Genomic DNA, 20,339 nt, shown 5'->3' on the forward strand with positions numbered 1-20,339 from the left:
CGTGCCCGGCCGGCCTGTACGGCCGGGCACAGCCAACGCGATCAGCGGATTCCGCCTAGACTCGCGCGCACGCCACCCGGGAACGGACACTCATGCGTCGCATCGCTTCGACCCTCGCCCTCGCCACCCTGCTGGCGGCGGGTATCGCCCACGCACAATTGTTGCCCGCGGCACCCGCATCGACCGCGCGCGCCACCGCCACGCCGGACCACACGATTCCCGAGGTGATCCCGGCGCCCGCCAGGGCCGAGGTGCAATCGGCCTCCAGCAATCTGCTGCTGGAGGATGCCTACCGTATCGAGCGCAGCGGCGCATTCACCGAAACGGTCACGCGCAGCGTGCGCATCAACACCGTCGCCGGCATCAGCGAGTGGAGCAGCGTGCGCCTGCCCTACAGCGTGTCGCGCCAGAAACTCGATGTTCTCTCCGCCTGGGTCAGTACCCCGGATGGCAAGCGCATCGAGGTGGGCAAGAACCAGATCTTCACCAAACTCGACAACGCCGGCGTGGGCGCGCCGATGTTTTCCGACACCGAGCTGCGCATCATCGTGTTCCCGCAGTTGGCGGTGGGCGCGACGCTGCACTACAGCTACCGCATCGATACCCACGAGGCGCTGTTCCCCGGGCAGTTCAGCGATATCGAGAGCTACTCGCGCTATGGCGACTGGGGCAAGGTGCGGCTGAGTTACGACATCCCCGCCGACCTGCCGTTTCACGTCCAGTCCTACGGAATGCAAGCGTGGGCGCCCACCACGCCGGCCGGCAGTGGCCGCAAGTTGATCGGTTTCGCGCTGGATAACGTGCCGCCGATGGCGCCCGAGACCATCGCGCCCAGTCCCTACGTGTTCTCGCCACGGGTGATGGTGAGCACATTCCCCGATTACGCCGCCATCGGCGACGCCTACTGGGCGCGCGCCCAGGCCATGAGCGCGGTCACGCCCGAGGTGCGCAAGCTGGCCGACGCGATCACCCGTGGCATCAGCGGCAAGCGCGCACAGGCGGTGGCGATCTACGACTGGGTGAGCAAGCACATCCGCTACGTGGCGGTGTATTTCGGCGTCGGTGGCGTGGTGCCGCATGATGCCGCCACCGTGATCGCCAACCGCTACGGCGATTGCAAGGACCACGCCACGCTGCTGGAAGCGCTGCTCGCCGCCAAGGGCATCGATGCGATCGGCGCGCTGATCAATGCCGGCGGTCCCAATCGCCCACCGCAGGTGGCCGCCAATCATTTCAACCACATCATCACGTACTTGCCGCAGTGGCATCTATTCGTCGATTCCACCGTGGGCGAGGCGCCGTTCGGCGAACTGCCCGGCAGCGATCTCGGGCGCCAAGTCGTGCTGGTGCGCGCCGCGCCGGGCGAGCCGCGCGTCATGCACACGCCCGGCTTCGGCCCGGCCACCATGGGCCTGGTCTCGGATGACCACAGCGAGATCACCGCCGATGGCAGCCTGATCGCGCGCAGCAGCGAGCGCGGCGTCGGCGCCACCGACATCGGCATGCGCGGCAATTTTCTCAGCGTGCGACCCGGGCAGGAGAAATACATCATGCAGAGCATGCTGGCTTCACGCGGCATGCAGGGCACCGGCGACATGCAGTTCGGCAACCCGCTGGATTTCGCCACGCCCTTCGTGCTGCGCATGCAGGTCAAGGTGCCGGCGTTCGCGCAACTGCCCGGCCCGGCGGCGGTGACCATCCCCGGCTCCGGCACGTGGATCAATGTACCCGGCGGCGATGCCGCGGGCCGGCGCCTGCCCCTGGCCTGCACCGGCAGCGCGCGCGTCAGCAATACGCACCTGCGTTTCCCGCCCGGTAGCCACTTCATTGCCATTCCACCGCCGGTGAACTTCAGCAACAGCGCTGGCCACTATCAGGCGCGCTACCAGTTGGCGGGTACCAGCGTGATCGCCGAACGCAGTCTGGTGACCACCGGTGACGGCCTGTGTCCGGCCAGCGATCTGGCCGCGCTGCAGGCATTGGCCGGGGTGATCGGCAAGGATCAGCGCGCGCAGGTGCTGTATGCCGGGCCTGGTGTAGCGTTGCACTGGTTGCAGGCGCAACCCGCCGCCCAACCCTGACCGGGCGACTCAACATGCACCGACGCAACACCTGCGCCAGTTCTTGACCTTGCGCGCGACGCCGCATAAGATGCGAATTGTTCGCATTTGACCGCGGCGCTCGTTGCCCCTCGCCGCCGCCCCACGCCCCAGCCGTCGCCAGGGCTCCAGTTCCATGGAGAGCCCATGTCCCGACTGTCGCCCACGCCGCTGGCCGCGGCGCTTTCCGTTGCCTTGCACCTCGCCACGCCCGCTGCCGCGCAGGCAGCGAACGCAGGCAGCGTCGCTCGTCACGACCCCGGTCACGACGCGGTGCCGGCACCTGTTGCCGCGACAGCCGCAGCGGATGCGCCCGACCTGGCGCAGATCAGGTCGCTGCAACCGATCAAGGTCGAGGCGCAAAGCCTGCGCGATGCCTGGCTGCACGATCACGCCGCGGTCGGCCCGCTGGGCGTGCAGTCGCTGCGCGACATTCCGCAGAGCGTCACCGTGCTCGACGCCGCGCTGCTGCAGTCGCAGGGCGTCTCCGCGCTGGCCGATGCCCTGCGCAACGTGCCGGGCATCACCCTGGGCGGCGCCGAAGGCGGGCAGATCGGCAACAACATCAATCTGCGCGGCTTCAGCGCGCGCACCGACATCTACCTGGATGGCATGCGCGATCGCGGCCAGTACTACCGCGATGTGTTCGACCTGTCCTCGGTGCAGGTGCTGGAGGGCCCCGCGTCCATGCTGTTCGGGCGTGGCTCGACGGGCGGCGTCATCAATCAGGTGTCCAAGGTGCCCGAGGCCCGCGCCTTCGGTTCCTTCAGCGCCACCACCGCCAACCCGGAAGGCACGCGCCTGAGCACCGACGTCAACCAGCCGCTGAGCACGACGGCGGCCTTCCGCATCAACGCCTTCGCCCAGGACATCCACAGCACGCGCGACGTGCTGCACAATCGCGACGGCGGCATCGCACCATCGCTGCGCCTGGGCATGGGCACGGACACCGAAATCACCCTGTCGGCGCTGCTGCAGCGCAACCGCGACATGCCCGATTACGGGCTGCCGCCGCTCAACGGGCACCCCGCCGCCGTCGACACGAACAACTTCTACGGGCTGACCGACGACCGCACGATCCAGCGCGTCGCCATCTTCGACGCGCGCCTGATGCACCGCTTCAGCGATGCCCTCTCCTTCCACAATCAGTTGCGCTGGGGCAGCTACACCACCGATGCGCGCGAGACCGGCGCCAGTTCCATCGTCACGGCTGCGGGCACGACGCTCAACCGCGCGCAAGGCAATCCAACCAGCCTGCCGCTGGACCAGCTGTATGTGCAGCTCGGCAGCCACGACCGCGTGATCCATGATCGTGCACTCGGCGACCAGGCCGAGCTGGAGGCGCGCTTCGACACCGGCGCGATCGCGCACACGCTGGTCACCGGCATCGAGCTGGGTCGCGACCGCTACGTGAACCAGGCGTCCTCGCGCAGCGGGCTACCACTACTGTCTCTGCTCGACCCGGCGCAACTGCCGCAACCCGCCAGCGCAACCACCACGCCGGGCAACGCCGCGCTGGGCCATGCCAGTACGGCGGCCGTGTATGCCAACGACATCGTGCAGCTGGACCCGCACTGGCAGTTCGTGGGTGGCCTGCGTCGCGACCGCTTCGCCGCGGACCTGTGGAACACCACGTCACAGCCGGCCTATGCGCAGCAGAAGGTGTATTTCACCAGCGTACGCGGCGGCTTCATCTGGCAACCCGACGAACGCCAGTCCTACTACGCCAGCTACGGCACCTCGTTCGACCCTTCGCTGGAAACCCTCACCGTCGTCAACGGTATGCAGGACCTCGCACCGGAGCAGAACCGCTCGCTCGAAGTCGGCGGCAAATGGAATCTCGCCGAAGATGCGCTGGCGCTTACCGCAGCTCTGTTCGAGGTGCAGAAGACCAACGCGCGGACGCAGATCTCGCCCGGCGTGTACACGCTCGACGGTAACGTGCGCGTGCGTGGACTCAACCTGGGACTGGTGGGCAACATCACCCGCGGCTGGCAGCTGTTCGCCGGCTACACCCTGCTCGACGCACGCATCGTCAAGGCACTGGACGGCACGCAGGGCAAGGTTCCGGCGAATACGCCGCGCAACGCGGCCACGCTGTGGTCCACATGGCAAGTGGGCCGGCACTGGCGCGCCGGCATCGGCGCGCAGTGGCAGTCGTTGCGCTACGCGGCCAACAACAACGTGGTCTCCGCGCCAGGCTACGCCGTTTACAACGGCATGCTGGGCTACGACACCGGGCCGTATTCCGTGCAATTGAATGTGTTCAACCTGGGCGATCGACGCTACTTCGTCTCGCTGATTCCCTCCGATGGCGGGCGTTCGGTGCCCGGCATCGGACGCACCCTGCAGATGACCTTCAGCTACCGCTATTGAATCCGCACCGCCGCCGCATGCTGTGGCAGCGGCCGACGAATCCTGAGGAGGCGCAACGCCCATGCTGCTGCAGATTCCGAACATGCTCACTGCCGCGCAGGTCGCTGCCCTGCGCGTCCGCCTCGAGACCGCCGATGCGCCTTGGGTCGACGGCCGCGCGACCGCCGGGCATACCGGCGCGCCAGTGAAGTTCAACCAGCAGATCGACGAACGCGCCGCGATGGCGCGTGAACTGGGTGATGTCGTGCTGGCTGCGCTGGAGCGCAACCCGCTGTTCATCAGCGCCGCGCTGCCGCAGCGCGTGTACCCGCCGTTGTTCAACCGCTATGGCGTGGGCATGAGCTTCGGTGCACATGTCGACGGCTCCGTGCGCCTGCTGCCGGGCAGCGGCCAGAAAATCCGCACCGATTTATCCGCCACGCTGTTTCTGAACGCGCCCGAGGATTACGACAACGGCGAACTGCAGATCGAGGATACCTGTGGCCTGCAGCGCATCAGACTGGCGGCTGGCGACATGGTGTTGTATCCCGCGTCCAGCCTGCATCGCGTGACCGAGGTCACCCGCGGCACACGCATGGCGTGTTTTTTCTGGATACAGAGCATGGTGCGCGACGACGGGCGGCGCACCCTGCTGTTCGACCTGGACCGCGCCATCCAGCGCCTGCTGGCCACGGGCGCGGACCAGACCGCATGCGTGGGGCTGACGGGCGTTTACCACAACCTGCTGCGGCAGTGGGCCGAGCCCTGATCGATCCACGCTGGCGCCCGCGCGGACCCGACCGGCAGGACGGCACCGGCTCAGTGCTTGAGCTGCTTGCGCAGCCGCTCCAGTGCCTGCAACTGCGCGATCGCCTGCACCAGTTGTGCCTGCGCCTCGGCCAGTTCGATCGCGTCCTTGCGATTGCTCAGCGCATCCTGGGCTTCCTGCTTGGCTTTGAGTGCAGCGGCCTCGTCGATGTCGGCGGCGCGCAGCGCGGTATCGGCCAGCACCGTGACCACCTGCGGCTGCACCTCGAGGATGCCACCGGAGACATAGAACGACAGGCGCTCGCCATCGGGACGCACCACATCGACCTGGCCCGGCTTCAGCCGCGTGATCAGCGGCGCGTGGCGCGGCGCGATGCCCAGCTCGCCCATGACGCCGCTGGCGACCACGAGGGTGGCCTCGCCGTGGAAGATCTCGGCCTCGGCGCTGACGATGTCGCAACGGATGGTGGTCATGGTCATCGGGTTCGATTGGTTGCTGCGGGTGGATGTCAAACCGGCAGGCCGGAAATGATGGTGGTCATCGCCAGCCCGATTGATCGCTGCAAGTTACCGGCTGGTCTCATGCCGCCTTCCTGGCACCCATTTCCTCGGCCTTCTTGATCGCCTCGTCAATGCCGCCGACCATGTAGAACGCCTGCTCGGGCAGGTGGTCGCAATCGCCATCGCAGATCATCTTGAAGCCGCGGATGGTTTCCTTGAGCGTGACGTACTTGCCCGGCGCGCCGGTAAACACCTCGGCGACGTGGAACGGCTGCGAGAAGAAGCGCTCGATCTTGCGTGCGCGCGACACCGACAACTTGTCCTCGTCGCTGAGCTCGTCCATGCCGAGGATGGCGATGATGTCCTTCAACTCCTTGTAGCGCTGCAGCGTGCCCTGCACGCGGCGCGCGGTGTCGTAATGCTCCTGGCCGATGATGTTCGGGTCGAGCTGGCGGCTGGTGGAGTCCAGCGGATCAACCGCCGGATAGATGCCCAGCGAGGCGATCTGGCGACTCAATGTCACCGTGGAATCCAGATGCGCGAAGGTGGTCGCCGGCGAGGGATCGGTGAGGTCATCCGCGGGCACGTAGACGGCCTGGATCGAGGTGATCGAGCCGGTCTTGGTCGAGGTGATGCGTTCCTGCAGCACGCCCATTTCCTCGGCCAGCGTCGGCTGGTAACCCACGGCCGAGGGCATGCGACCGAGCAGCGCGGACACCTCGGTGCCGGCCAGCGTGTAGCGGTAGATGTTGTCGACGAAAAACAGGATGTCGCGGCCCCGGCCGGTGGCCGGATCCTTGTCGTCGCGGAAGTATTCGGCCAGGGTCAGGCCGGTCAGCGCCACGCGCAGACGGTTGCCCGGCGGCTCGTTCATCTGGCCGTAGACCATCGCCACCTTGTCGAGAACGTTGGAGTCCTTCATCTCGTGGTAAAAGTCGTTGCCCTCGCGGGTGCGCTCGCCGACGCCCGCGAATACCGACAGGCCGCTGTGCTGCTTGGCGATGTTGTTGATCAGCTCCATCATGTTGACGGTCTTGCCGACGCCGGCGCCGCCGAACAGGCCGACCTTGCCGCCCTTGGCGAACGGGCAGACCAGATCGATCACCTTGATGCCGGTTTCCAGCAATTCATTGGCCGCGGCCTGATCGGCATAGGCGGGCGCAGCACGATGGATTTCCCAGTGATCCTCGGCCTGCACCGGGCCGGCCTCGTCGATCGGACGGCCGAGCACGTCGAGGATGCGTCCCAGCGTGCCCTTGCCCACCGGCACCTTGATGCCCGCACCGGTGTTGTCGGCAACCAGGCCGCGCTTGAGTCCGTCGGTAGTGCCCAGCGCGATGGTGCGCACCACGCCATCACCGAGCTGCTGCTGCACTTCGAGCGTGATCGCCGTGCCCGGCAGCTTGAGCGCGTCGTACACCCTCGGCACCTGGTCGCGCGGGAACTCCACGTCCACCACCGCACCGATGATCTGCACTACTTTGCCTTGGCTCATTGCATTGACTCCGGGAATTTCGTTGGGATTTCGAAAGTGCGCACAAACGCGGAACCTGGATCAGCCACTTGGCGCGGGTGCCACGATTCGCGCAAAGCTGCGGGGTTCGTCGCATAGATCGCATCGACATTACACCGCGGCCGCGCCGCTGACGATCTCGCTGATTTCCTGCGTGATCGCCGCCTGGCGGGCCTTGTTGTAGATCAGGGTGAAGGTTTCGATCAGCTTGTTGGCATTGTCCGAGGCGCTCTTCATGGCCACCATGCGCGCCGCGTGCTCGCAGGCCAGATTTTCCAGCACACCCTGGTAAACCAGCGCCTCGATATAGCGCTTGAGCACCGGGTCGAGCACGCTGGGGGCGTCCGGCTCGTACAGGTAATCCCAGTCGTGGCCGGCCTGCAAGCCTTGCCCGGCGGGCAATGGCAGCAGCGTGTCCACTACCGGCTTCTGGCTCATGGTGTTGATGAAATCGTTGTAGGCCAAAAATACGCGGTCCAGGCGATTCGCGGTATAGGCGTCCAGGAGAACCTTGATGACGCCGATCAGATCCTCGACGCGCGGGCGTTCACCCAGATGCGTGACCGAACCGACCAACTGGATGTCTTTGAGGCGGCGGAAGAACTGCAGCGCCTTCTGCCCCACCGCGACCACATTGACCTCGACGCCCTGTGTGCGCCAGGCGCGGATCTCGGCCAGCAGTTTGCGCTGCAGGTTGGCATTGAGCCCGCCGCACAATCCGCGGTCGGAGGAAATCATCAGATAGCCGACGCGCCTGACCGCCTCGCGCCGCGCCATGAACGGGTGCCGGTATTCGGTATTGGCCTTGGCGATGTGACCGACCACCTGGCGCATCAGCCGCGCATACGGCCGCGAGGCGCGCATCAGATCCTGCGCCTTGCGGATTTTCGAAGCCGAAACCATTTCCAGCGCACGCGTCACCTTGCGCATGTTCTGCGTGCTGCGGATCTTGCTGCGGATTTCGCGTGCGTTGGCCATGTCTGCAAACCTCGGGACTCGGGACTCGGAACCCGGCGCACCGCCGGATCGCCATCCTCCCGATCGTTTCTTCTCCGGATCTCGATCCCGGAACCGCGCAACCCGCTACCGCGAGTCCTGTGCCCCGGTCCCGAGCCCCGGCCCGCTTACCAGCTTCCGGTCTTCTTGAACTCCGCGAGCGCCTGCTGGAAGGTGCCCTCGATGTCCTTGTTCCAATCGCCGCTGGTGTCGATCGATTGCATCAGTGCGGCGTAGCCCTGACGCATGAACTGGTGCAGCGCGTGCTCGAAAGGCAGCACTTCGGCGATTTTCAGATCGTCCAGATGCCCCTCGCTGGCGGCATACAGCGAAATCGCCATGTCACCAACCGATAGCGGGCTGTACTGCCTCTGCTTCATCAGCTCGGTGACGCGCTGGCCGCGTTCGAGCTGCGCGCGCGTGGTTGCATCCAGATCCGATGCGAACTGTGCGAACGCCGCCAGTTCGCGGTACTGCGCCAGCGCCAGGCGCACGCCGCCACCCAGTTTCTTGATGATCTTGGTCTGCGCGGCGCCGCCGACGCGCGATACCGATACGCCGGCGTTCACCGCGGGGCGGATGCCTGCGTTGAACAAGTCGGTCTCGAGGAAAATCTGGCCGTCGGTGATCGAGATCACGTTGGTCGGCACGAATGCCGACACGTCGCCAGCCTGGGTTTCAATGATCGGCAGCGCGGTGAGTGAACCGGTCTTGCCCTTGATTGCGCCCTGCGTGGCCTTTTCGACGTACTCCGCGTTGACCCGCGCGGCACGCTCGAGCAGGCGCGAATGCAGGTAGAACACGTCGCCCGGGTAGGCCTCGCGGCCCGGCGGACGCTTCAGCAGCAGCGAGATCTGGCGGTAGGCCCAGGCTTGCTTGGTCAGATCGTCGTAGATGATCAGCGCGTCCTCGCCGCGATCGCGGAAATACTCGCCCATGGTGCAGCCGGAATACGGCGCGATGTACTGCATCGCGGCCGATTCGGACGCCGAGGCGGCGACGATGATGGTGTGCTGCAGTGCGCCGTATTCTTCGAGCTTGCGCACCACGGCGGCGATCGAACTCTGCTTCTGGCCGATGGCGACGTAGATGCACTTTATGCCGGAGCCCTTCTGGTTGATGATCGCATCCACGGCCAGCGCGGTCTTGCCGGTCTGGCGGTCGCCGATCAGCAGCTCGCGCTGACCGCGACCGATCGGAACCATGGCGTCGATGGATTTGTAGCCGGTCTGCACCGGCTGATCCACCGACTTGCGCCAGATCACGCCGGGCGCGACTTTCTCGATCGGGCTGGTTGCGGTGGCCGCGATCGTGCCGCGGCCGTCGATGGGCTGACCCAGCGCATTGACCACGCGCCCCAGCAGCGCCTCGCCCACCGGCACCTCGAGGATGCGGCCGGTGGTCTTGACGCGATCGCCTTCGCGCAGATGCTGGTAGTCGCCCAGCACCACGGCGCCGACCGAGTCGCGCTCGAGATTCAGCGCCAGCGCGAAGGTGTCACCGGGCAGCTCGATCATCTCGCCCTGCATCACGTCGTCGAGACCGTGGATGCGCACGATGCCGTCGGACACGCTGATCAGGGTGCCCTCGTTGCGCGCCTCTGCGCCGAGCTTGAACTGCTCGATGCGCTGCTTGATGAGCTCGCTGATTTCGGAAGGATTGAGCGTGTTGCTGGACATGGACTTGTTCCCGTGGAGCCCCGCGCAAACAGGGCGGTCGCGAATGTGGAATCTGCAAGGAGGGTCGGGTGCTAAACCATCAGTTGCCGTGGGCCAGCGCGCCAGCGAGGCGCTGCAAACGTCCGCGCATGGAGCCGTCGATGACTTCGCCTTCGACCTCGAGCATCACCCCGGCAAGCAGCGCCGGATCCTGGCGCAGGTTCAACTGGATGCGGCGTCCGTAGCGGCGCGCCAGTGCTTCGTTCAGACGCGCCTGCGCAGCTTCGTCCAGTGCCTGCGCACTGGTCACGCTGACCTCGAGCGTGGCCTCGGCATCGCGCAGCAGGGCATCGAATTCGTCGCGGATGAAGGGCAGCAGATTCAGGCGCCCAGCCTCGGCAAGTACCACGAGGAAGCGCGCGAACGCACCACCGCTGGCCGCATCCGGGGGCAGATGCAGCGCCTGCAACTGCCCCGGCGTCACGCGCGGATCACCATGCAAGGCGACGATCTGCGGATCGAGCGCGGCTTGCGCCGCGAATGCCAGACACGCCGACCACGAAGCCAGCTGCTGGTCCGCGCGCGCGGCACCGAAGGCAGCGCGTGCGTAAGGTCGGGCGAGGGTCAGCGCCTGCGCCATGGTCAGATCTCGGCCGCCAGTTGATCGAGCAGTTGCCGATGGGTGCCGGCATCCACCTCGCGCTGCAGGATCTTGCTGGCGCCGGCCAGCACCAGCTCGCCGACGCGCGCGCTGAGCTCCGCGCGCGCGCGCGCCGTGGCGGCGACGATCTCGGTCTCGGCGGCGGACTTGTAGCGCTGCATCTCGGCCACGGCGTCCTCGCGCGCCTTGTCCAGCAACAGGTTGGCCTGGTGCTGGGCACGGTCGATGATCTCCGCGGCCTGTTGCCGCGCGGCCTTGATCTCCTCGGCCACGCGCGCATCGGCATCGCGCAGTTCGGCGCGCGCGCTTTCCGCCGCGGCCAGCCCCTCGGCGATGCGCTTCTGGCGTTCTTCGATGGCCGCCATGAAAGGCGGCCATCCGTACTTCATCACCAGCAGCACCACGGCGAAAAACGCCAGGCCCTCGATGATGAGCGTCAGGTTGATGTTCATTGCAGGCTTCCCACTACGGTCGCGGCAATCGCCGCGACGACCGCATATGGCTTGAGAGGTTTCAAGTGATTACTTCGCCAGCGCCGACAGGAACGGATTGGCGAAGATCAACAGCAGGCCGATCGCCACGCCGATCATCGGAATCGCATCGAGCAGACCGGCGACGATGAACATCTTGACCTGCAGCATCGGGGTCAACTCGGGCTGGCGCGACGCGCCTTCCAAAAACTTGCCGCCCAGAATGCCGAAGCCGATGGCGGCCCCAAGCGCGCCCAGGCCAATCAAGAGGCCCGCGGCAATCATGGTCATGCCCATGACATTGGCGATCGAATCAACGTGCTCCATGGTGCTCTCCGCAGTAAGGATCGGGTTTACGAGGGGAAATCAGTGTTGTTCCGAGGCGATGCTGAGGTAGACGATGGTCAGCATCATGAAAATGAAGGCTTGCAGGGTGATGATCAGGATATGGAAGGTGGTCCACACGAAGTCGGACAGAAACTGCACGGGGCCCATCACGTATGTCAGCGCATGCGCCAGACTCGCGCCCAGGGTCATCGTCGCGATCAGGATGAAGATCAATTCACCCGCATACATGTTGCCGAACAGTCGCAGACTCAGCGAAACCGGGCGCACTGCCTCCTCGATCAGGCGCAGCAGGAAATTGACCGGCGCCAGCACGATCGCGCCGAAACCGTGCGCGTGGAACGGCGCGGTGAACATTTCCTTGAAAAACAACCGCGCCCCCTTGTGCTTGAGGCCGAAATACTGGATCAGCAGGAACACCGTCAGCGCCATGCCGAGGGTGGTGTTCAGGTCGGCCGTAGGCACCACGCGGAGATAAGGCAAACCCGCCTCGCGTCCAAGCCAGGGCAACAGGTCCACCGGCAACAGGTCCATGAAGTTCATCATGAACACCAGCACGAAGATGGTCAGCGCCAGCGGTGCGATCAGCTTGCTGGAACCATGGAAGGTCTCGCGCACCAGCTCGTCGACACCGACGACCACCATCTCGACGAAAGCCTGGAAACGCCCGGGGACGCCTGCGTGGGCGCGGCGCGCGGCAGGGATGAACACGCCCAGGAAAATCGCCATCAGCACCAGGGAAACACCGACGGTGTCGATGTTGATGACCCAGAACGGCCCTGCACCCACGTGCCACTGCAGATTGTGCAGATGGTGGTGGATGTATTCCGTCATGCCGCCGCCGGCGGCTTGCTCCGCACTGCCAGACATCCGCTCACCTGATTGCGACAAGGGCGACCCAAAACACGATTTGCGCGAGCACCAGACCCGCCAGCAACGGCAGGAACGGCAATTTCAGCACGGCGATGGCCACGTACAGCAAGGACAGCGCCAGTCCAAGCTTGAGCGCCTCACCGGCGTAGATCCCGCGCAACACCTGCCGCGCAGGCGCCACGCGCACAGCAAACACACGCAGTGCGAACAGCGCATTGCCCAACGCCACCGCACCACCTCCGAAGCACGCCGCCAGCGCCGCCGGCATCCCCTGCGCGACCGCCCAGGTCACGGCCAGCAACACCGTGGCACCAAGCTGCAGCGCGACACTGCGTAACGCGAAACGCCTGCCGCCCGCAATCGAACTGTGCATCGACACTGCCTCGCGTCCAGCCCGCAGCGCGAGCCTGCCGACTGCCTGCCTCAAAGCCGTAAAAGGATAGCAGCCGCATTACGCGCGCGGCAATGCCTGCCTCACGATTTCCTTGTGGGCGGCGGGACAGGGCGCGGCGCGCCCAAAAAAACGGGCCGGTATGACCGGCCCGTCAGGAGCCGCGGAAGCCGAGAGGGAGGGAGCTTCCGCGGTATTTCGACTGCAGTGTTGGATCAGCCCTTGATGGGCTTGATCTGCGCGACCTGCTTCTCAGCCAGATTCTGCAAGGCCTCGGCGTGACGGTTCAGCGTGCTCGCGATGCTGCGCCCATGGGCCAACGCAGCCTCGGCCTGGCTGCGCGCGGTGGCGATGCCCTTGCCGATCAGCGCATTGGCGGACTCGGCGTCGCGCGCGGCCATGGCTTCGCGGCCAAAGGCCAACGCAGCCTCGCTCTGCTTGCTCAGCATGTCGAAATGCTGGCCCAGCAGGGTACCGAAGGTATCGAAGTTCAGCGTTTGCGCCTTCAGCGCAGCGGCTTGCAGATCACGACCGGCGCCAGTCACGGTATCGGTCCAGGCGGTGGTGTTGAACGCAGTGTTGGTCATGGCAGCCTCCTCAGGCTTGGATTTCAGCGTGAGGAGATCCTAGCACGGAATTTGGTGCGATGCAACATCGTGCCTAATGATCCAATTCAGCCGCGGTTTCCAATGCTGAAGCGGTTTTGCACATGCCGTGCAGCCGCCCGAGTCCGGACGATGCTGCTCCACAGCATGGACGCCGCGAGAACGATCAGGGCCTGGACGATATTCAATCGCCGCGATAACTCGCGCCGGCCGTGCAGGTCTCGTGCACCACGATGCAGCTGAGGCTGGGCAATTCCGGCTTGAGTCGCTGCCAGATCCAGCGCGCGATCAACTCGCTGGTGGGATTGTCCAGGCCCGGCAGGTCGTTGAGGTAGTTGTGGTCGAGCTGCGCGTACAACGGCCGGAACGCGCGCTTGATGTCGGCGAAATCGCACACCCAGCCCAGCGCCGGGTCGGGTTCGCCGCTGACGTGGACCTCGATGCGGATCGAATGCCCGTGCAGGCGCGCGCACTTGTGCCCGGGCGGCACGGCGGTGAGCCGGTGCGCCGCCTCGATGGTGAAGACCTTGAAGATATCCATGGCGTGATTGTAGCGACCATGCCGTCGCGGCCGATGGGCTGCGACGGCACGGCTCGGCGCTGCGTCACAGCGAACGCTTGGCGCGCGTCAGCAGCTGGTCGAGCAGGCTCATGGCCAGGTCGATCTCGGCGCCGCTGATGTGCAGCGAGGGCGCGAAGGTGATCACGTTCTTGTAGTAGCCGCCGATGTCCAGCACCAGGCCGATCTTCTTGCCGTTGTGATCGAGATCACCGGCCAGGCCGATGTCGACCATGCGATCGACCAGTTTCTTGCTGGGCGTGAAGCCGTCGGCTTCGCAGATCTCGGCGCGCAGCGCCAGTCCGAGGCCATCGACATCGCCGACCTCGGGGTGGCGCTTCTGCAGATCGCGCAGCCCGGCGAGAAAGTGCGCGCCGCTGGCGGACACCATCGCCTCGTAATCGGTCTCGGCCAGCATGCGCATGGTCTCCAGACCCACCGCGGTACCCAGCGGATTGGCGTTGAAGGTGGAATGCGTGGAGCCGGGCGGGAACTGCTTGGGATTGATCAGCTCCTCGCGCGCCCACAACCCGGACAGGGGATTGAGGCCGTTGGTGAGCGCCTTGCCGAACACGATCACATCGGGCTTGACGCCGAAATGCTCGATGCCCCAGAGCTTGCCGGTGCGGTAGAAACCCATCTGGATCTCGTCCACCACCATCAGCATGCCGTGCTCATCGAGCACCTTCTTGATGCCGGCGAAATAATTCTTCGGCGGCAGCACGTAGCCGCCGGTGCCCTGCAGCGGCTCGACATACAGCGCCGCGTACTCGCACTCGCCGGCCTTCGGGTCCCACACGCCGTAGTACTCGGTCTCGAACAGGCGCGCGAACTCGCGCACCAGTTGCTCGCCGTACTCTTCCTTGCTCATGCCCTTGGGCCCGCGGAAGTGGTACGGGAACGGCAGGAACATGGCGCGATCGCCGAAGTGGCCGTAACGCCGCCGGTAACGGTAACTGGAAGTGATCGCCGAAGCGCCCAGGGTACGCCCGTGGTAGCCGCCCTCGTAGGCCATCATCAGGCTCTTGCCGCCCTTGAAATTGCGCACCAGCTTGAGCGAATCCTCGACCGCCTGCGCGCCGCCGACGTTGAAGTGCACGCGCCCGGGCAGGCCGAACTTGCGCTCGGCGTCCTGCGCGATGATCTTCGCCAGTTCGATTTTCTCCACATGCAGGTACTGGCTGGCGACCTGCGGCAGGGTGTCGATCTGGTGCTTCAGCGCGGCGTTGAGGCGCGGATTGGCGTAGCCGAAATTGCACGCCGAATACCACATCTGCAGGTCCAGATAGGGCAGGCCGGCGCGGTCGTACATGTAGCTGCCTTCGCAACGCGCGAAGATCTTCGGTGGCTCGGTGTAGTGCACCGTGTCGCCGAACGAGCAGTAGCGTGCCTCGTCGGCCAGCAAGTCGGCCTCGCTGCGCGCGGATGCGCTGGCGAACGGAACAATGTGATGCGGATCGGCGTGCGGCATGGATCAGATGTCCTGGTGAGAACGATGGGGATGCGCGTGCAGTTCACCGGCCAGCAGGCGCGGCAGCGCCGCGCGCGCCTCGGCGAAACCGTGCATGGGCAGGTGCGCGTAACCCTGCTCGCGGCAATGCGCGATCAGGCGATGCTTGGCGAACACGAAATCGGCCGAACCGGCGACGCAGAAATCGGAACTGCCATCACCGATCAGCAGCACGTTGGGCGCCAGCCGGCGCAAACCCTCGGCGCGCTCGCACTTGCAGGTGCCGCTGGCGGCGCGGCAGCCGGGGTTGGAATGCGGAAACTCCAGGCGCCAGCTGCGCGCGCCGGATTGCTCCAGGTGATTGGCCACGATCGGCAGGTCGCCGAGGCCATAGCGCGCCAGCAGTGCGTGGATGGCACGATCGAGGCCGTCGCTGACCACGGTCAGCGACACGCCGGCGGCGCGCGCATCGGCGACGAACGCGGGGAATGCCGGATCGATGGCGATCGACGCCACCGCCGCATCGAGTTGCGCCGGGCTGGCATCCAGCAAGGCGATCTGTCCGGCCAGGCACGCGCGCGAACCGATCTCGCCCAGTTGCCAAGCGGTTTCCAGCTCTTCCCATCCGGGCGCGCCGTAACGCTCCAGCAACAGGTCGGTGACATCACCGACGCTGACGGTGCCGTCGAAATCGCAAACAATGGTCCACTGATTCATGGACGAAATCATCCTGGAGTCAAGGTAGAGAAGGCGCGCGACGCGCGCCACGGCAGACGCAAGGCAATCTTGGCTATGACCACAAAATCGTAATCAAAGTTGCGTGAATGATTCATTCAGCACCGGCCCGCGCGGTTTGCGGCAGGAACTGCACGCGCACGCGCTGGCCCACGCGCAGCCCCGGTGCATCGAGTTGCAGCACGCACTCCAGATCGCGCGCGTCGTCGGGTTGATCATGCTGCGGCCCGAGTCGTACCGCGCCGTAAGTCAAACCCAGGCGCAGCACATGCGCGGCATAGCTGCGCCCGCCGCCAGCATCCAGCACTACTTCGGCGCGCATGCCCGGATACACCTTGTCCGCATAAGCTTCGTTCAGTTCCGCGCGCACGATCAAAGGGCGCTCGGGCAGCAGTTCCAACAGCGGCTGCGCATCGTCCGGACTGACCCGCGCGCCGACCTGCACCAGGCGCCGCGCTACGTACCCGGCCACCGGCGCATGCACGGTGTACAGCGCCAGCTGATGGCGCGCCGCGGCCAGGCGCGCCTGCGCAGCCTGCACCGCGGCGGCCGCGGCTTGCGCGTGCGCCTTGATCTCACCCAGCGCAGCGCGCGCTTCGGCCAACTCCTGACCGGAAGCCGCATCGGCGGCAACGGCGGCGGCGAGACGCTGCGCGCGCAATGCCGCGGCCGGCTCACCCGCAGCCAACATGGCCTGCTGCGCGTGTGCCTGCGCCAGGTCCGCGCGCGCCAGCTGCACGGCGATGCGCGCCGCGCCATCATCCAGTTGCACCAGCGTCTGGCCCGCGGCGACCTTGGCGTTGGTCGCCACCGACACGGCCCTGACCAGGCCCGGCACCGCTGCGCGCACCTGCAGCAGGCCGCCTTCGACGGCAACCTGCCCGCGCGCGATGGCGACATACGCGCGTGGCGCGGATGCCGGATCGCCGCCGGTCGCGGCGCCGCAGGCCGACAGCAGCAGCGCGGCGCACGCCGTCAGCAGCAGGACCATGGGCAGGTACTTGGCTTGGTTCATGCGACAGGCTCCTCGGCAGCAGCCGGATGCGGGTGGTGCTCGTCGGCCAGTACGCGACCGTCTTCCATGCGCAATACGCGGTCGGCGTGCGCGATCAGGCGCGGATCGTGGCTGGCGCACAGCACCATGGTGCCATGCTGGCGCGCGGCGCGATGCAGGATATCGATCACGGTCTGGCCGCTGACCGAATCCAGCGCGCTGGTGGGTTCATCGGCGAACAGCAGTTGTGGCTGCTTGGCCAGTGCGCGTGCGATCGCCACGCGCTGCTTCTCGCCGCCGGACAATTCGGCCGGGCGCAATTTGCGCCGATGCGCGAGACCGACCTCTTCCAGCGCGGCCTCGGCGCGGCGCCGGGTTTCCGCCGCGCCCAGGTCGAGGTAGCTCAGCGGCAGCTCCACCTGCTCAACCGAATTCAACGCCGGAAACAGGTTGAAGCCCTGGAACACGAAACCGATATGGCGCAGGCGGAAACGCTGCAATTCCTTGCGGTTCAGCTCCCACACCGGCTCGCCCAGTGCCACCACGCTGCCGGAATCGGGGCGCTCCAGGCCACTGAGGATGGCCAGCAGCGTGCTCTTGCCACAACCGGACGGACCGGACAGCAAGGTCAGCTCGCCGCCGGCCAGATCCACGCTCAGCCCTTCGAGCACGCGCGTGGACACCTTGCCCACGGTGAAACTCTTGGCCACATCGCGCGCGCGAATCGCCGGCACGGGGTTCATCGCGGCGCTCATCGCAACAGCTTCGCCGGATCGGCATTGCGCAGCGTGCGCACCGCCAGTAGCCCGGACAGCAGGGTGATGCCCATGACCAGCACCGCGCAGGCCAGGATGCCCAGCGGAGTGATCGCCACCGGCACGTTCTGGCCGTGCGCAAGCACCAGCACCAGCGCCGATAGCACGCCACCGAAGGCCAGTCCGATCACACCCACCCAGCCGGCCTGCTCCATGACCACGCGACTCAGCGCGCGGTGGCTGGCGCCGAGCGCATTCAGCGTGGCGTATTCGCTGATCGAGCCGGCCACGGCGCCCATCAGCGTCTGGCTGGTGATCACCGTGCCGACCAGAAACACCACCAGCGACATGAACACCACGCCCAGACCGGCGCCGGTCTCGAACAGCCAGTAGTGCACGGTGCGCGCAGCCAACGTGCTGGCCGTCCATACCGAATAGCGCCGCCCACGCTCATGCGGGTCGAGGCGGGCGGCCACGGCCGCGGCCTGCTGCGGATCGCGCAACCGCGCAAGGTAGTAGGCCGGGCGTGGATCGCCGCCCACGTTCAGGCGCCGCGCGGTCGCCAGCGAGGCGATGATATTCACCCCGCCCAGCGCGCGCAGGCCATTGGTGGTGCCGACCAGGCGCACGCGAAAACCGTTGAGAATGCCGCTCTGACCCACGCGAATGCCAAGCTTGGGCAGATCGGCGCGATCGACAATGATCGCATCGGGCTCGTTGAGCAGCGCGCGCAGCGCCGGCGGAATGACGCGCGCGAACGCCAGCGCATCGGGCGCGGTATCGACGCCGGAGACAAATACCGACACGCTGCCCAGCGCGCGGTGACCCCGCCAATCACCATTGACCCACTGGAACGGCTCGGCCTGTGCCACCTGCGGGTCCATCAGCAAATGCATCTCGGCGTCACGCGGAATGCTGCGTCCAGAATCGATGCTTTGCGTACCCGGATAGCCCGCCCAGATCTGTCCGCGCGAGGCATTGATGTACACCGCCGCGCCATCAAAAATGCCGAACACCAGCGCCAGTTGCACCAGCAGCAACACGCCCGAGAAGGCCACGGCCAGCGACGCCGGCAGATAGCGCCGCCATTCGTGGATCAGCGTCTTGCGTGCCAGGGCGACCATCAGCGCGCGGCCCGTGCGGGGCTGCGCTCATGCGCGCTGCCCGCCAGCGGCGAAGCGCCGCCCAGCGCCTTGTACAACCTCACCCAGGCCACGCCCTCCGCGGCTTGCGCGCCGCTGGCGACACTGCGCGCACGCAGCGCGGCATCCGCGGCGCTGCCTGCTGCGAGGCCATCACCCAGACCCAGCGCACTGCGCGTGGTGGCGGCCTGCGCAGCTTGCTGCGCCGCTTGCGCGCTCAGCTGCGCGGCGACAGCCTGCGCCTGCGCGCTGCGCAGCGCGGCGTAGGCCTGTTCGACCTCGCCCACAGCCGCCAGCACGGTCTGCCGGTAGTCCAGCACAGCGGCCTTGAGCTGATGCCCGTTGGCGCGGATCTGCGCCTGGCGCAGCCCCCAGTCGAACAGCGGCATGTTGATGATCGGGCCGAAACTGGGGATGGTGCGCAGGCGCCCGATCTCGCCGCCGGCGGTCTGCGCCGATGCCGTGGCGGTCCAGCCCAGGCCGAGGCGCGGATACAGGTTGGCGCGGGCAATGCCCAGCTCGCCCGCAGCGTGCAGCACCGCGGCCTCGGCGCGCTGGATGTCCGGGCGCGTGCGCAGCAGATTGGCGGGCGGCAATTGCGGCGGCAAGGCAGGCGGCAGCGGCAGCGGACCGGCGGCCGACAACGCGGCATCGGGCGCGGTCTCGCTGAGCAACACCGCCAGCTGCTGGCGCGCGATCGCCGCATCGGACTCGGCACTCGTCACCGCGGCAGCGGCTTCAGCGGCGCCGGCGCGTGCGCCTGCATTCGCCGCCGGCGCATCGAGATGCTGCGCCACGCGCACGGCGATCAGCTGCGCGCGGCGCCGGGCGATGCGCCGCATGTCCGCGGCCAGCTGCGCGCGCTGTTCGGCGGCGCGCAAATCCAGATAGCTGCGCACCACCTCGGCCACCAGGGCAGCGTGTGCGGCAGCCAGATCGGCCGCGGCCAGATTGGCATTGCCATCGGCGATGCGCTGCTCGCTCTCGCCGCGGCCAAACAGGCCGAACTGCCAGATCGCATCGAAGCCGATCTGGAAATAGCTGGCGGTGCTGCCCGGCGTCGGCTGCTCGTTGGTGTACAGCGAAGCGCTGGGCAGATGCCGATCGCGCGGCGTGCCCAGAAGCGCGCGCGCCGCGGCCAGACGCTCGCCGGCGGCCTTGAGGCCGAGATTCTGCGCCAGCGCGCGCTGCACCAGCGCATCCAGTACCGGATCGCGAAAGCTGCGCCACCAGTGCGCCAGATCCGGTGCCGGGCCCAGCGCGGTCGCAGCCGGCGCCTGCGTGTAGTGCGGCGGCAGCGCCAGGTGTGGTCGCGGCACGCGCGGCGCGATGGCACAACCCGCCAGCACCAGCACCAGGGCGCCCACCAATGCACGTGGCAGTTGCTGCCATCGCTGCGGGGATTCGCGTCCTGCCGTCTGCTGCACGTGAACTCGAACCTCAAGGCGCGCTCCGCGCCGGAACGCGCA

Annotated in this window: 20 protein-coding genes; 3 read left to right on the forward strand and 17 right to left on the reverse strand. The window is 66.7% G+C overall.

The features are described 5' to 3' along the window. Positions 1-92: 92 nt before the first annotated feature. The 3 genes from Mschef_RS00870 (at position 93) to Mschef_RS00880 (ending at position 5,223) form a co-directional block, all read left to right on the forward strand. Positions 93-2,081 (forward strand): DUF3857 domain-containing transglutaminase family protein, encoded by a 1,989-nt coding sequence (locus tag Mschef_RS00870; protein WP_081125976.1) that lies wholly within the window; start codon positions 93-95, stop codon positions 2,079-2,081. A 165-nt stretch (positions 2,082-2,246) separates the two neighbouring features. Beyond that, positions 2,247-4,475 carry a TonB-dependent receptor gene (locus Mschef_RS00875; protein WP_081125977.1) on the forward strand — a complete coding sequence of 743 codons (2,229 nt, stop codon included), beginning with the start codon at positions 2,247-2,249 and terminating at the stop codon, positions 4,473-4,475. A gap of 61 nt (positions 4,476-4,536) precedes the next feature. Beyond that, positions 4,537-5,223, forward strand: coding sequence for a Fe2+-dependent dioxygenase (locus tag Mschef_RS00880; protein WP_081125978.1), 687 nt, complete (start codon positions 4,537-4,539; stop codon positions 5,221-5,223). 50 nt (positions 5,224-5,273) lie between these two features. Here Mschef_RS00880 and Mschef_RS00885 read toward each other — a convergent pair whose 3' ends face one another. The 17 genes from Mschef_RS00885 to Mschef_RS00965 all read right to left on the reverse strand — a co-directional run bounded on the left by Mschef_RS00885 (position 5,274) and on the right by Mschef_RS00965 (position 20,297). Then, the gene (locus Mschef_RS00885; protein WP_081126744.1) at positions 5,274-5,696 is read right to left on the reverse strand and encodes a F0F1 ATP synthase subunit epsilon; all 423 of its coding nucleotides are present in this window, start codon (positions 5,694-5,696) and stop codon (positions 5,274-5,276) included. A 106-nt stretch (positions 5,697-5,802) separates the two neighbouring features. Continuing rightward, positions 5,803-7,218, reverse strand: a complete 1,416-nt coding sequence (gene atpD, locus Mschef_RS00890; RefSeq protein ID WP_081125979.1) for a F0F1 ATP synthase subunit beta — start codon at positions 7,216-7,218, stop codon at positions 5,803-5,805. 129 nt (positions 7,219-7,347) lie between these two features. After that, positions 7,348-8,214: a F0F1 ATP synthase subunit gamma gene (atpG, locus tag Mschef_RS00895; protein WP_081125980.1), complete on the reverse strand. Its 867-nt coding sequence runs from the start codon at positions 8,212-8,214 to the stop codon at positions 7,348-7,350. 146 nt (positions 8,215-8,360) lie between these two features. Further along, positions 8,361-9,911 (reverse strand): F0F1 ATP synthase subunit alpha, encoded by a 1,551-nt coding sequence (atpA, locus tag Mschef_RS00900; RefSeq protein ID WP_081125981.1) that lies wholly within the window; start codon positions 9,909-9,911, stop codon positions 8,361-8,363. Positions 9,912-9,990: 79 nt separating this feature from the next. Beyond that, positions 9,991-10,530 carry a F0F1 ATP synthase subunit delta gene (locus tag Mschef_RS00905; protein WP_081125982.1) on the reverse strand — a complete coding sequence of 180 codons (540 nt, stop codon included), beginning with the start codon at positions 10,528-10,530 and terminating at the stop codon, positions 9,991-9,993. 2 nt (positions 10,531-10,532) lie between these two features. After that, positions 10,533-11,003 carry a F0F1 ATP synthase subunit B gene (locus Mschef_RS00910; protein WP_081125983.1) on the reverse strand — a complete coding sequence of 157 codons (471 nt, stop codon included), beginning with the start codon at positions 11,001-11,003 and terminating at the stop codon, positions 10,533-10,535. 69 nt (positions 11,004-11,072) lie between these two features. Then, positions 11,073-11,318, reverse strand: coding sequence for a F0F1 ATP synthase subunit C (atpE, locus tag Mschef_RS00915; RefSeq protein WP_425480117.1), 246 nt, complete (start codon positions 11,316-11,318; stop codon positions 11,073-11,075). 69 nt (positions 11,319-11,387) lie between these two features. Further along, positions 11,388-12,236: a F0F1 ATP synthase subunit A gene (gene atpB / locus Mschef_RS00920; protein ID WP_081125985.1), complete on the reverse strand. Its 849-nt coding sequence runs from the start codon at positions 12,234-12,236 to the stop codon at positions 11,388-11,390. Between the two features lie 4 nt (positions 12,237-12,240). Next, on the reverse strand, positions 12,241-12,612 hold the full coding sequence (locus tag Mschef_RS00925; protein ID WP_081125986.1) for an ATP synthase subunit I: 372 nt from the start codon (positions 12,610-12,612) through the stop codon (positions 12,241-12,243). A gap of 233 nt (positions 12,613-12,845) precedes the next feature. Next, entirely contained in the window at positions 12,846-13,217 is a 372-nt protein-coding gene (locus Mschef_RS00930; protein WP_081125987.1) for a phasin family protein, read from the reverse strand. A 202-nt stretch (positions 13,218-13,419) separates the two neighbouring features. Then, entirely contained in the window at positions 13,420-13,776 is a 357-nt protein-coding gene (gene queD, locus Mschef_RS00935) for a 6-carboxytetrahydropterin synthase QueD (RefSeq protein WP_081125988.1), read from the reverse strand. Positions 13,777-13,840: 64 nt separating this feature from the next. Then, positions 13,841-15,265: an aspartate aminotransferase family protein gene (locus Mschef_RS00940; RefSeq protein ID WP_081125989.1), complete on the reverse strand. Its 1,425-nt coding sequence runs from the start codon at positions 15,263-15,265 to the stop codon at positions 13,841-13,843. Between the two features lie 3 nt (positions 15,266-15,268). Further along, on the reverse strand, positions 15,269-15,961 hold the full coding sequence (locus Mschef_RS00945) for an MtnX-like HAD-IB family phosphatase (protein WP_081125990.1): 693 nt from the start codon (positions 15,959-15,961) through the stop codon (positions 15,269-15,271). Between the two features lie 112 nt (positions 15,962-16,073). Beyond that, positions 16,074-16,994, reverse strand: a complete 921-nt coding sequence (locus Mschef_RS00950) for an HlyD family secretion protein (protein ID WP_081125991.1) — start codon at positions 16,992-16,994, stop codon at positions 16,074-16,076. Further along, a complete protein-coding gene (locus tag Mschef_RS00955) occupies positions 16,991-17,728 on the reverse strand; it encodes an ABC transporter ATP-binding protein (RefSeq protein ID WP_081125992.1) in 738 nt (245 codons plus the stop codon). The genes Mschef_RS00950 and Mschef_RS00955 overlap by 4 nt, the downstream gene beginning before the upstream one ends. Further along, positions 17,725-18,852 carry an ABC transporter permease gene (locus Mschef_RS00960; RefSeq protein WP_081125993.1) on the reverse strand — a complete coding sequence of 376 codons (1,128 nt, stop codon included), beginning with the start codon at positions 18,850-18,852 and terminating at the stop codon, positions 17,725-17,727. The genes Mschef_RS00955 and Mschef_RS00960 overlap by 4 nt, the downstream gene beginning before the upstream one ends. Continuing rightward, positions 18,852-20,297 (reverse strand): efflux transporter outer membrane subunit, encoded by a 1,446-nt coding sequence (locus tag Mschef_RS00965; RefSeq protein WP_081125994.1) that lies wholly within the window; start codon positions 20,295-20,297, stop codon positions 18,852-18,854. Before Mschef_RS00965 ends, Mschef_RS00960 begins: the two co-directional genes overlap by 1 nt. Between the last annotated feature and the right edge of the window lie 42 nt (positions 20,298-20,339).

Source organism: Metallibacterium scheffleri (assembly GCF_002077135.1).
GTDB classification, from domain to species: domain Bacteria; phylum Pseudomonadota; class Gammaproteobacteria; order Xanthomonadales; family Rhodanobacteraceae; genus Metallibacterium; species Metallibacterium scheffleri.

Coding starts and splice junctions, on each gene's coding strand:
- Mschef_RS00930 (WP_081125987.1), bottom strand. CDS start 13,217: ATGACCAACACTGCGTTCAACACCACCGCCTGGACCGATACCGTGACT.
- Mschef_RS00875 (WP_081125977.1), top strand. CDS start 2,247: ATGTCCCGACTGTCGCCCACGCCGCTGGCCGCGGCGCTTTCCGTTGCC.
- queD (WP_081125988.1), bottom strand. CDS start 13,776: ATGGATATCTTCAAGGTCTTCACCATCGAGGCGGCGCACCGGCTCACC.
- Mschef_RS00955 (WP_081125992.1), bottom strand. CDS start 17,728: ATGAGCGCCGCGATGAACCCCGTGCCGGCGATTCGCGCGCGCGATGTG.
- Mschef_RS00905 (WP_081125982.1), bottom strand. CDS start 10,530: ATGGCGCAGGCGCTGACCCTCGCCCGACCTTACGCACGCGCTGCCTTC.
- atpB (WP_081125985.1), bottom strand. CDS start 12,236: ATGTCTGGCAGTGCGGAGCAAGCCGCCGGCGGCGGCATGACGGAATAC.
- atpD (WP_081125979.1), bottom strand. CDS start 7,218: ATGAGCCAAGGCAAAGTAGTGCAGATCATCGGTGCGGTGGTGGACGTG.
- Mschef_RS00870 (WP_081125976.1), top strand. CDS start 93: ATGCGTCGCATCGCTTCGACCCTCGCCCTCGCCACCCTGCTGGCGGCG.
- Mschef_RS00925 (WP_081125986.1), bottom strand. CDS start 12,612: ATGCACAGTTCGATTGCGGGCGGCAGGCGTTTCGCGTTACGCAGTGTC.
- Mschef_RS00960 (WP_081125993.1), bottom strand. CDS start 18,852: ATGGTCGCCCTGGCACGCAAGACGCTGATCCACGAATGGCGGCGCTAT.
- Mschef_RS00885 (WP_081126744.1), bottom strand. CDS start 5,696: ATGACCACCATCCGTTGCGACATCGTCAGCGCCGAGGCCGAGATCTTC.
- Mschef_RS00950 (WP_081125991.1), bottom strand. CDS start 16,994: ATGAACCAAGCCAAGTACCTGCCCATGGTCCTGCTGCTGACGGCGTGC.
- atpA (WP_081125981.1), bottom strand. CDS start 9,911: ATGTCCAGCAACACGCTCAATCCTTCCGAAATCAGCGAGCTCATCAAG.
- Mschef_RS00940 (WP_081125989.1), bottom strand. CDS start 15,265: ATGCCGCACGCCGATCCGCATCACATTGTTCCGTTCGCCAGCGCATCC.
- atpE (WP_425480117.1), bottom strand. CDS start 11,318: ATGGGCATGACCATGATTGCCGCGGGCCTCTTGATTGGCCTGGGCGCG.
- atpG (WP_081125980.1), bottom strand. CDS start 8,214: ATGGCCAACGCACGCGAAATCCGCAGCAAGATCCGCAGCACGCAGAAC.
- Mschef_RS00910 (WP_081125983.1), bottom strand. CDS start 11,003: ATGAACATCAACCTGACGCTCATCATCGAGGGCCTGGCGTTTTTCGCC.
- Mschef_RS00945 (WP_081125990.1), bottom strand. CDS start 15,961: ATGAATCAGTGGACCATTGTTTGCGATTTCGACGGCACCGTCAGCGTC.
- Mschef_RS00880 (WP_081125978.1), top strand. CDS start 4,537: ATGCTGCTGCAGATTCCGAACATGCTCACTGCCGCGCAGGTCGCTGCC.